Origin of the sequence: Streptomyces sp. GbtcB7, assembly GCF_019091445.1 — a bacterium.
Taxonomy (GTDB): domain Bacteria; phylum Actinomycetota; class Actinomycetes; order Streptomycetales; family Streptomycetaceae; genus Streptomyces; species Streptomyces mirabilis.
Genome location: NZ_JAGXJM010000090.1, coordinates 1 through 10,312, shown reverse-complemented (window position 1 = coordinate 10,312; position 10,312 = coordinate 1). Strand labels below are relative to the sequence as shown.

The 10,312-nt window shown below is 69.0% G+C and carries 10 protein-coding genes; 5 read left to right on the top strand and 5 right to left on the bottom strand.

All coding sequences use genetic code 11. The annotated features are described in order from the left end of the window. Positions 1-612: 612 nt before the first annotated feature. From KVT44_RS54810 to KVT44_RS60450, 3 genes are all read right to left on the bottom strand, one after another. Entirely contained in the window at positions 613-1,485 is an 873-nt protein-coding gene (locus KVT44_RS54810; protein ID WP_054231724.1) for an AfsR/SARP family transcriptional regulator, read from the bottom strand. A 696-nt stretch (positions 1,486-2,181) separates the two neighbouring features. Beyond that, positions 2,182-2,817: a ScbR family autoregulator-binding transcription factor gene (locus KVT44_RS54805; RefSeq protein WP_217576644.1), complete on the bottom strand. Its 636-nt coding sequence runs from the start codon at positions 2,815-2,817 to the stop codon at positions 2,182-2,184. A gap of 728 nt (positions 2,818-3,545) precedes the next feature. Next, a complete protein-coding gene (locus KVT44_RS60450; RefSeq protein WP_097281963.1) occupies positions 3,546-4,235 on the bottom strand; it encodes a ScbR family autoregulator-binding transcription factor in 690 nt (229 codons plus the stop codon). Positions 4,236-4,568: 333 nt separating this feature from the next. Between KVT44_RS60450 and KVT44_RS54795 the strand changes: the two genes are divergently transcribed. Further along, complete coding sequence (locus tag KVT44_RS54795) at positions 4,569-4,835, top strand: hypothetical protein (RefSeq protein ID WP_254651201.1); 267 nt, start codon at positions 4,569-4,571, stop codon at positions 4,833-4,835. Positions 4,836-4,845: 10 nt separating this feature from the next. Here the strand turns inward: KVT44_RS54795 and KVT44_RS54790 are convergent, their stop codons facing one another. Together KVT44_RS54790 and KVT44_RS54785 are read right to left on the bottom strand one after the other, a co-directional pair. After that, positions 4,846-5,400, bottom strand: a complete 555-nt coding sequence (locus tag KVT44_RS54790; protein WP_217576642.1) for a YrhB domain-containing protein — start codon at positions 5,398-5,400, stop codon at positions 4,846-4,848. Positions 5,401-5,636: 236 nt separating this feature from the next. Continuing rightward, positions 5,637-6,794 (bottom strand): hypothetical protein, encoded by a 1,158-nt coding sequence (locus KVT44_RS54785; RefSeq protein ID WP_217576640.1) that lies wholly within the window; start codon positions 6,792-6,794, stop codon positions 5,637-5,639. Positions 6,795-7,223: 429 nt separating this feature from the next. Here KVT44_RS54785 and KVT44_RS54780 point away from each other — a divergent pair, with 429 nt between their 5' ends. The 4 genes from KVT44_RS54780 to KVT44_RS54765 all read left to right on the top strand — a co-directional run bounded on the left by KVT44_RS54780 (position 7,224) and on the right by KVT44_RS54765 (position 9,998). Continuing rightward, positions 7,224-7,418, top strand: a complete 195-nt coding sequence (locus tag KVT44_RS54780) for a hypothetical protein (protein WP_217576646.1) — start codon at positions 7,224-7,226, stop codon at positions 7,416-7,418. A 347-nt stretch (positions 7,419-7,765) separates the two neighbouring features. Continuing rightward, on the top strand, positions 7,766-8,182 hold the full coding sequence (locus KVT44_RS54775) for an RRQRL motif-containing zinc-binding protein (protein WP_308314419.1): 417 nt from the start codon (positions 7,766-7,768) through the stop codon (positions 8,180-8,182). 30 nt (positions 8,183-8,212) lie between these two features. Then, the gene (locus tag KVT44_RS54770) at positions 8,213-8,377 is read left to right on the top strand and encodes a hypothetical protein (RefSeq protein WP_217576636.1); all 165 of its coding nucleotides are present in this window, start codon (positions 8,213-8,215) and stop codon (positions 8,375-8,377) included. Between the two features lie 745 nt (positions 8,378-9,122). Next, positions 9,123-9,998, top strand: a complete 876-nt coding sequence (locus tag KVT44_RS54765; RefSeq protein WP_217576634.1) for a class I SAM-dependent methyltransferase — start codon at positions 9,123-9,125, stop codon at positions 9,996-9,998. The last annotated feature ends 314 nt before the right edge of the window (positions 9,999-10,312 follow it).

Genomic DNA, 10,312 nt, shown 5'->3' with positions numbered 1-10,312 from the left:
GGCCCGCCCGGCACCCCGGGCCCCGCCACCCGGCCCGGCACCCCCCCCGTACCCCCCGGCCAGCACGCCCGCGGCGCCGACCGGGCGACAGCGCCCACACCGCCGAACGCCATCCACCGCAGCCGCCACGGCCCACACAGCCGCCCCCCAGCAGCCCGCACAACACGCGCAGCCCGGGCGGACGCACAGCCCGGACGGCACGCCGCGGGACAGGCGGGATGAGCAACCCGGGCGGGACAGGCGAGACGGACAGACGAGACGGGCGGGACAGGCGGGACGGGCGGGACAGGCGGGACAGGCGGGACAGGCGGGACGGGCGGCACCAGCAGCCCGTACAGCCCGGGTGACACAGGCCGGACAGGACGGGATGAGAGCCGGACGGACGGCACGGGCCGGACGGGCGGGGTGAGGGACCGGACGGCGGGCCGCACAGCCGCAAACCCGGGCCTACGGGGGCCTGCCGGGGGGGCTGGGGGCGGACCGGGACCGGGACATGCGCCAGGTCCCGGCGGACGGGACCGGGACCTGGGCGGAAGCGGGGCGAGGAAGCCAGCCGACCAAGGCGAGGAGGCCGACCAAGGCGAGAAGGCCAACCGGCCGGGGCGAAGGGGGTCAGCCGACCGGGGCGAGGCGTCCGGTCCCGGCGGGGCCACTGCCCGTGGAACCCGGCCCGGCGGAACCGGGAACGGTCGCGGTGGCGGTGGCGGGTGAGCCGTCCGGCCGGGCCATCAGGATGGAACGCTGCAGCTTGCTCAGCGCCGCCGACGGTTCCAGGCCCAGACTGCGCACCAGGGTGGCGCGCAGCCGCTGGTAGGCGTCCAGGGCCTCGCCCCGGCGCCCGGAACGGTACAGCGCCAGCATGTACTGCCCGCACAGGCTTTCGTGGGTGGGATAGCGGCTGACCAGCACGGTCAGCTCGGCCAGCAGCTCGCGGTGGCGGCCCAGCCGCAGATCGGCCTCGATGCGCTGGTCCAGCGCGCACAGCCGGCTCTCCTCCAGCCGTTTGACCTGGGTGGCCAGGTGCATCCCGGCGTGCACATCGGCCAGCGGCGGCCCGGACCACAGCGCGAGCGCGGCCCGCAGCTGCCGGGCAGCCTCCGGGAAGTCGGCCGCGTCCATCGCCCGGTAGCCCAGCCCGGCCAGCCGCTCGAACTCCCGCACGTCACTGCCGCCCCCACCACTCTTGAGGAGATAGCCGCCCGGCACGGTCAGCAGCACGTCCTTGGCCGTACGGGCATCAGCCGCATCCGGCTCAAGCGCCGCGGTGATCAGCTCCCGCAGCTGCAGAATGTACGTCTGCAGCGTGGGCCGCGCACTGCGGGGCGGCCTGCTGCCCCACAACTCCTCACTCAGCATGCCCACCGGCACCATCTGGTCGGCCTGCACCACCAGCAGGGCCAGCACCTGCCGCGGCTTGGGAGCGGTCGGAGCAATCGAAATGCCCTTCTCCCGCACAGCAAGAGTGCCGAGTATGTCGGTGTCCACGCCGTCTCCCCTGTCCGTCCACTGCGGTCTGCCGAACCCCTCGGACCCCATCAACACCCAGGCCCCCAAAAACCCCAAACCCGGAACCCGGAACCCGCCCAGCCCCGGCCCCGGCCCCAAACTCCCGGACCACCGACACCACCAGACCCCGACACCGCCAGACCCCGGACCACCAGACCCCGACACCACCAAGCCCCGGACCACCAGACCCCGACGCTGCCGAGCCCCGGACCACCAGGCCCGGGACCGCCAGACCCCGACGCCACCAGACCCCGACGCCGCCAAGCCCCGACGCTGCCGGGCCACGGACCACCAGGACCTGACTGCAAGGCCCCGACACCTCCGGGCCCCGGACCACCAGACCCCGACGCTGCCAGGCCCGACACCTCCGGGCCCCGGACTGCCAGGCCCCGATGCCGCCGGGCCCCGATGCCGCCGGGCCCCGGTCCGCCGGAGGGCCGGCGGCGGGTGAGCCGCGCCCGCCGTCCGGGATCCGCCCGACACACCGAGTAAAAAACAGCATGGACGGTATGTCAATCTCAAACCGGGCGTCTTGTTTTCTCTCCGCCGATGCTCGAGACCCCCTCGAGAGAATCCGGCTTCCAGCACATAAGCCGACCAGCCGGGCGAGATTCCGGTTGCCGCGGCCGCCCCGCCAGCGGTTTGACTTCCCTATTGCCGGACCATGCGGTCTGTTTACCTGGGGGTGCGGTCGGTCCCGGCGGCCCGGGAACCGGGCAGGACCGGCAGCCGGCGCGAGGGCGCCGCGAGGCCGGGCAGCAGCAGCGCCCAGAACTGCTCCACCAGATGAGGCGAGGAACGCACACGGTGACGGGAGGCAAGCCGCCCGAACCCGGCGACAGAGGCCACCACGGCCACCGCGGCCGCCTCCGGGGACACCCCCCGCGCCAGCTCCCCCGCACCCTGCGCCTCACGCAGCAGCGCATGCACCCACTCACTCCACCACCGCCCCGGCCCCTCCGCACTCTTGCGCGAAGGATCACCACCCAGCTCGAACCCGGCCCGCAGCACCGGATCCACCGCCAGAGCCGCCACCAGATCACGGCTGACATCCACCAGCAACTGCAGCCCCCCGCCCCCCGCACCCTCCCGCACCACCAGCCGCTGCACCGACACCGTCGCCACCGCCTCCACCTCACGCGCCAGAAGATCCTTGCTCGGGAAATGAAAATGCAGCGCCCCGGTACTCACACCCGCCCGCCTGCTGATCACCGGCAGCGAGGCAAGGGCATACCCGTCCTCCGCAAACACCTCAGCCGCCGCACGCACCAGAGCCCGACGCGTCCGCACCGCCCGCACCTGCCTGACCACCCCACCCTCCTCCCCAGCCACCACCAGCCACCACCACCCCCGGACACACCGGGACCACCACCACACCCTACCAAACCGCACGCGCGGTATGTTTACCGGTCCGCGCCCCACCCCAACCCCACCCAGCCAGAAACAGCAGCCCAGTCACCCCCGGACCACACGCCCGGCCAGACCCCCGCCCCGGCACAGAAACACACAGGCGAACCCGCGGCACCCACCCCCACACCCCGATACCGGGCCCCGCCACCGGACCCCCCGCTACCGGGACACACCACCAGACCCCACCACCGCGGGCCCCACCGCAAGCAACCCGCCCCCGCCCGCCCGGCACTCCCGCACACTCCGGTAACGAGACCCCCGCACAGCCGACGACACAGACCAGACCAGACCAGGCCCAGCCAGGCCAGGCACAACAGGGAAAGACACGCGGCACCACAACAGGGGCGCCACCACAGATCCGCCCCACCATCAGCGGCCGCACTCGACACCCGCTCGCACCCGGCCGGAGCCCCCACCCCGCCCAGCCACGGACAGCACCCCGCCCAGACCAGGACCAGGACGACCAGGACGACCAGGACCAGGACCGGGCACACAGGAACAGCACAGGCAGACCAGAACAGGACCAGGCACACACGCACGGACGGACCCGCCAGCCCGGACGGACCAGACGGACCCGGCAGCCCGGGCAGGCCGGACGGACCGGGGAAAACGGGCCAGGCGGGCCGGGGTCAGGCCGGGGCGCCGACCCCGTCCAGACCGGCCGGCTCCCCCGCCTCCGCAGCCAGCCGCTCACCCTCCGCAGCCACCTCCGCAGCCCGCGCCGGATCAATCACCAGCCTGCCCAGCACCGCCGGCACCGCCACACTCGGCAGCAGATGCTCAAACAGCGCACACACCCGCTCCTCCAGATCCTCCCGCCCCGACAGCGTGTGCGAATACACCTGCACCCCCGTCCACGCCGCCGAGAACACCCACGCACTCTCCGCCACATCCACCTGCGGCAGCAGCTCCCCCTGCTCCTGCGCCTCCCGCAGCACCCGCTCCGTCGCATCCAGCCACGTCCGGATCGTCCACGTACCGAAAACAGCCCCCATCTCCTGACCCAACGACAACCGCGCCGACGCAGACACCACCGGACGACGCCGCATCCGATACGCCAACGCCAGCCCCATATCCACCAACTCCTGCAACTTACTCACCCGCGGCGCCAGCACAAACCCCGCAAACTGCTCCCCCAACACCCCCTCCGCCAACGCCCGCTTCGACGGAAAATGAAAATACAAAGCCCCCTTCGTCACCCCCGCCCGCGCCAACACCTCACCAATCGTCGCCGCCTCATAACCACGCTCATCAAAAACCGACGCCGCCGCATCCAAAATCAACCGCCGCGTGCGCACCGCACGCTCCTGCCGCACCACAAAACCTCCAAAGACCAACCCACAACCCACCACAACATGTTCCCTGCAACCAACCCAAACCAAACCAGCTAGTCCGTATATTCACAAGACCCCGAACCCCCACCCAACCGGACGACCGGACGACCGGACGACCAAAACCCACCCCCACCCCCCACCACCCACCCACCCCCACCCAACCGGACGACCCGATTCAACCCCCCACCCACCACCACCCGAACAACACCACAACAAACAGAAGCGCTCCGGGTCTGATGGAGGCTCGATTCCCTGAGAGGATCGAGTCATGGCACGTCCGTCCCCCTACCCTCCCGAGCTTCGTGGAAGAGTCTGCTGGTGGAGGACGATCCTGACCCTGAGTTCCGCACGTACTGCCATCTCTTCGCCGCCCGTCGGCCCTGGCGGCGTGGCTGCATCGACGAGTTGCTCCGAGACATCGCCGACGACAAGGTGGCGGGAGTCCTTATCACCGACACCCGGATGCAACGCGTCCACCACCCCTACGACGGTGGCGCCGATGTCTTCCTCGCCACGTCCGAGGAACGGGACCGGATGCGCGATCGGCATGCCGACTGGCTTTCCAGTCATCCGTCGGGTCTCTGACCGGCGCGGATCACCGCCCCACTCGTATGGTCTCCACAGCGAGTACTGGATTGAGAGGCTCCACGAGTTCCTTGGTGGCGACGGCCACGAGGCGCGCGGGTGCATCACCGTCCAGCAACGTGCTCACGTACTCGATGGCCTCCGCGGGCGAGAGCACGGGCAGTCTCTGGCGCAGTGTCCGCACAGCGTGCATGCGTCCGCGTATAGCGGCGACTCCACGTAGCGCATCGTGCAGATCATCCACTGCGGTGCGCACCGGCAACCCGCGTATCCGGGCTCGATAGTCGGCCTCCCACTCCCCGGTTAGCGCGGAGACCACGCCGATCTGGTGTAGTCCCCCGTCGACGCGGTCGACCAGGTACGGCCCGTTGCCGGCCAGCATGAACTCGGAATTCCGAGTGCGTACGAACTCCTCGGACTGCCACGAGACGATCCACACCAGCTCGTGCTCCTCGACATGGACCACAGCCATGCGCATCGCGTCCACACCCGTAGCTCGCCAACTTTGATAGTCGCGCTCCAGCTGTTCCTCGACAGCCTGAACTGCGGCTTCTCGCTCAATCACGCCTGCAGCATCCCGTACGGTCCCCCGACTTGGCCAGGGAGTTCGCACTGCCCAGGGCTATGTAGCAGGGGTCTGGTGGACCTGCTTGCTCAGGAATACGACAGCTGCGGAAAAAGTGCCGTGCGCCAGTATTCTTGGCGCCCGAAGAGTCGCCACTTGCGCCGAGAGGCGGGGAAAGTCTCTCTCGTGAAGTCTCCCCGCCCCACGACATTCTGCTCTTGGTTGGTGTCACAGATTCATAGGCGTCCGGCTTCTTGTGTAATTTCTGATCGGAGCTCGGGAACGGGCTCTCTTGCTGCAGCAGCAAAGAGGATCTGGCGTGCAGTAGGAGGGAGGAACTCGGTTGGCCAGCCTTTGAGTGCCCGGAGCGCCATACGACGGTTCCTACTCGTTCGATTGTTGAGGGCAGTTTCTATCAACTGCCACCCGTGGCCGGGGTGGTCGTCCAGTCGACTCACGATGACGTCGAGGATCCCATCGACCTCATACTCCGTCCCGAGGCCCAGTTCAGTTGTCGGACCAGTTCGCAGGCTCTGGAGAGGCAGGAGGCGTTCTGCGGCCTCGACGACCGCCGAGATGTCCTCGCTCGGACAGTCGTCGATGAGCAGGAACCAGATGCTGCTGTCGTGAGGTTGTGCCTCCACCCTCCGCAGCAGAGCCGGGCGAGCGGGGATGTTCATCAGTCTGGCCGCCCATGCCGCAAGACGGAGAGTGGTCGGCTCCTCGTCAGTAAGGCCGGAGAGTACGACTTTCCGGGATACCGGATCTCCAACCAATTTCGTGAATTGGTGCCGAACGTGCCGCCACTCGTGATGTTCCCGGCATTTCGCGCTCGCGTATGAGTCATTGAGAAATCGGTTGATCGACAAGAGGCTCCAAAGCTGCCGCAGCGTGATGCCTCTTGCTGTGGCGTGACGCAGATAACCGTTCAGTGCGCGTACTGCGTCGTCATACGACCCCAACGCTGGCCCCGGTCCATCGACGTCGGTGAGCGCTTCAAGGAGCCTTCCCGCACCGTCCAGAGTTTCCTCGTCCAATGATTCTCTGGACAGGACATCAGCGAGATCACCGACTTTCGCGGCGGTCAGCGCGAAGTAGCTGTCCAGTACGTCGCCTGTGCACGACTCACGGATCAACCAGTCCCTGATCTCGGGATCGGATGCTCCTTCCAGGCGGCCGACGGCATCGACGCGAGCCCAGCCTTCCGCCTGCTGGGCCAGTTCGAAGAGAGCCTGGTAGGGGTCGGCCTGGGAACGTAGTAGGGCTTCACAGGCCTCAGCCGAGAACTCCCAGAAGGTGCCCAGGGTCTTCAAGATGTCGCTGTCGTGGTCGGTCCCGGCCATGCCCAGCAGCAGGATCCCGAACTGGACTGCATTGGGGTGCTCACCGCGCATGGTGAACCACCGACCCAACTGGCGCACGCGGTCGGAGGGGAGGGATCTCTCTTGGAGAGTTGCTTCGAGCGTTCGCGCATGGTCGCGCCACACGATGCGCCGAAGCTGCTTGTTCAGGATGGACGCTGCCGAGCGATCGGGAAGGGAACTGGTCAGACGTGTGGCAGCGGCGGCGATCCGTACCGCAGCGTCCTTCGATCGGTTGGCGCGGCGGCTCGGCTGGGGGGTCTTCTGAGGGAGCTGATGGTGCCGTGGCTGCTCCGACCGCTGACGCTCAACTGCCTGGGCATGCCTGTAGAGGGAGGGCTGACCACTGAGGGTGCCGCCGAGGTCCCATGGCTGAGGGCGGCTCACCGGATGAGGACCCGGCTGTCCTTTCGCTTGATCATGGGGTGATCTTCGCAGGTGGGCTTGAGGCGGGCAAGAGCCATGCCTCTTCCCCAGTCGGCCACTCCGCACACCAGCCGACCCGTCGCCGCCGCGCTCACGGTCCTCGCCTGGACGCTGCTCAGCGCGTTCGCGCTGCGCGGTCTGAGCCTGCGTTGCCGCGTCGCCTACCCCGCCCGGGCCGCAGGTCCCGCCGCAGCACGCTCCGGCCGCCGACGACTTCAGCGACCTCGATGAAGAGCCCGACAACATCCGCCACTTCCAGCAGCGCTGACCCCTCCGGTCGCTCCGCCCGGTCCTCGCCCACCACGACCTGGTGGGCGAGGACCGGACAGGCCGACTGGCCACCCGTCACTGCCCCGCGCCCCGTCGACGCATCTGCGCCGGCGGGACGCGCTGCTTGCTGCCCACCGACGTCTGGAGCACACGCCCGTGCTCATCCCCCGACCGCGCTGCCGGATCGGCCGGCCCCGCCCCATCCGCCCCGGCCCCCGCCACCCGCAGTGCCCCGGCCGGCTGCCCGGCGCCTGGGGGCAGTGATGCCACTCCCCAGGAAGAAGCGTCGCCGCCGAGAGGTGAAGCGGGTGCCGCGCAGCAGCGCGACCCTGCCCGAGTTCAACCGCGGCGCTGTCGCCGAAGGCCTGGTCACCCGGCGCCAGTTACGGGACCTGAACCTCAGCCCGGGTGACAACCGCGGACCGGTCGCGGTCCTGTGCTGTGAGTGGTGCGGCTACCGGCCGCAATGGTCGTGCAACCACCCCCAGCGGGGCGGGCTGTTCCGCGTCGATCTGGCGAAGCCCAAGCGACGGCCGACGCTCGCTCAGGAGCGGGCCTTGGACCAAGCGATGGCCTCGAGGCAGACCTGCCCCCAGTGCAAGCGCCGGTACTACTTCTGCCTCCCGCTGCGCACCCAAGGCGTCTGCGACCCGTGCCACCGCGGCTTCGAGCCCCACCCCGACACCGTCATGACCTCCCCGGTCACGCACCGTCTGGCCGCCTGACCAACGACCATCCCGAAGGAGAAGTCACCCATGACGCTCAGCAACCTGTTCGCCCGCCGCCCCGCCGCGCAGGACCCGGCGATCTGGACGCCGCTGGGCACGACCGTCGTCCAGCGCTACCGCAACAGAGCTCTTGGGTTCGCGAATTCTGAAGTGCCGTGGAGTACAAACCGAAGTGTGGGTGCTGAGCAGTGAGCGCACGGGAATGTCTGGATTCACGTCCTGTGTGTCGGGCGTACTCGAGCTCTTGCCTGGCAGGCTGCTCGTGCTGTGAGCCAGACGGTCTCAAACTCACCGACGGTAAGATCGTGCGGCTCGTGTGCGTCCCACTCGTGGGCGGGAACCTCCGCCGTGGCGCCGAAGATCGCTTCGTAGTCTCGAAGGGTTCCGGCCTGCTGGGCGGCTTCCCATTCGGCCAACGAGGCTGCGGCGATGGACTTCACCCGGCAGGTCGCAACCGGCCTGCCCTCCGGTCCATCCCGTCCGCGCCGGCGGTAAGGCGCATCCGCTCGTGCTGCCCCCGGGCTTGGCGCGGCCCGCCCGCGGTTCGCCACTAAGCCGACCAGCAGCTCCGGAGTGCTGATCGCAGCGCGGAACAAGCAGTAGGCTCCCTCGGGACTCGTCAGTCCGTACGGTGCGCACTACCGGCAAGCGCACCCGAGAGACCATGTACGTCACAACGAATTTCACCAGCCCCCAGGCCAGCCCCCAGCGGATCGCGGCCATCGTCCGTTCGCAGTGGGGCATCGAGAACCGGCTGCAATCAGCACCGCGCCGCTGGACACCGCAACATCGCCGCCGGGATACGGGAGATGTCCTTCCGGCCCTTCGACCGGCCGCTGCAGCTCCTCGGACTCAGCTGACCAGCACCTACGCAAGATCAAACGCTGTGCAATCACCCACCCCGTGCACCGAACGAGGATGGTATTAACTACCACTCATGAGCGACATCCAGCGCACGGCGAGCCGTACGGCGGTCCTGGTGTGTCAGGGGCGGGCGGCAGCGGACGGCAGGCTTGCGGTGGCTCGGTTCTCAGACGGGGTGGCGGTGCGGCTGCTGTGGCCCCCGGAGAGGGCGCCTGTGGACGAGGTGCGCGCAGGCGCTCCCTCCACGGGCTGGAAGGCGCGTGCGACGTACGAGGGTGTGCGGGCCTGTGCGGAGGTCGTAGTGCCGCGCACGGTCGCGATCGACGACGCGGTGCGCAGCCACAAGACTCCCCAGCTGGTGGTGCTCGGCGCCGGGCTGGACTCGCGTGCATGGCGGATGGCGGAGCTCGCGAACACGGACGTGTGGGAGGTCGATCACCCGGCCTCCCAGCAGGACAAACAGGAACGTCTGGCTAAGGCGGGCACACCGCCCGTCGTGGCTCGTTCCGTACGCTTCGCTCCCGTCGACCTTGCGACCGACGACCTGGGCAGCGCACTTGAGGCCACCGGTCACGACACGGCCGTGCCCACGACCTGGCTATGGGAGGGGGTCGTCCCATACCTGACAGGCGACGAGGTGCGCGCCACGGTACGTGCGGTCGCCGACCGTTCGGCGCCGGGGAGCGCGCTGGTCCTCAACTACCAGGGCCCGTCGGCAAAGGCCTCCGCAGGCCGGCTGATCGCACGTGTCCTGAACAGCTCCGTCACGGCGAGCGAGCCGTGGCGTTCCCTGTGGAAGCCGCAGAAGATGGCGGCCCTCCTCGCCGAGTACGGGCTGCGAGTCGTCTCCGACGAAGACCTGCTGACCATCGCGAATCGCCTGGAGTCCAGCATACGAGGCCGTACGTCACTGCGCTCGGGCCGCGTCGCCATCGCCCGACGGGACTGATTCCAGGCGTATGTCGCGTGCCCAAAGGGACGCGAGGGACTGGCCAAGGGCGTCGCGGTCTTCGCCAACCACACAGGCGGCCTCCTTGTCCTCGGCATGGCAGAGGACAAGGAGGTGCCGAGCAAGACGTTCGACGTTGACGTGGACGACCATCACCTCCGGCACATCCGCCAGGTCATCTCCAACAACACGGCTCCTCCAGTGTCCTAAGCGGCAAGTCGCAGCAACTCTCGGCCTGGCAGACACTGCTCGGCGACCTGAGCACCGAGTTCGGCTGGCGGCTCACTGGCTGGAACCTGCCCTGGGTCACCACG

Excerpts from the sequence above, each read along its gene's own strand:
- KVT44_RS54770 (WP_217576636.1), top strand. The coding sequence starts at position 8,213 with ATGACGCTCAGCAACCTGTTCGCCCGCCGCCCCGCCGCGCAGGACCCG.
- KVT44_RS54765 (WP_217576634.1), top strand. The coding sequence starts at position 9,123 with ATGAGCGACATCCAGCGCACGGCGAGCCGTACGGCGGTCCTGGTGTGT.
- KVT44_RS54785 (WP_217576640.1), bottom strand. The coding sequence starts at position 6,794 with ATGCGCGGTGAGCACCCCAATGCAGTCCAGTTCGGGATCCTGCTGCTG.
- KVT44_RS54780 (WP_217576646.1), top strand. The coding sequence starts at position 7,224 with ATGCCTCTTCCCCAGTCGGCCACTCCGCACACCAGCCGACCCGTCGCC.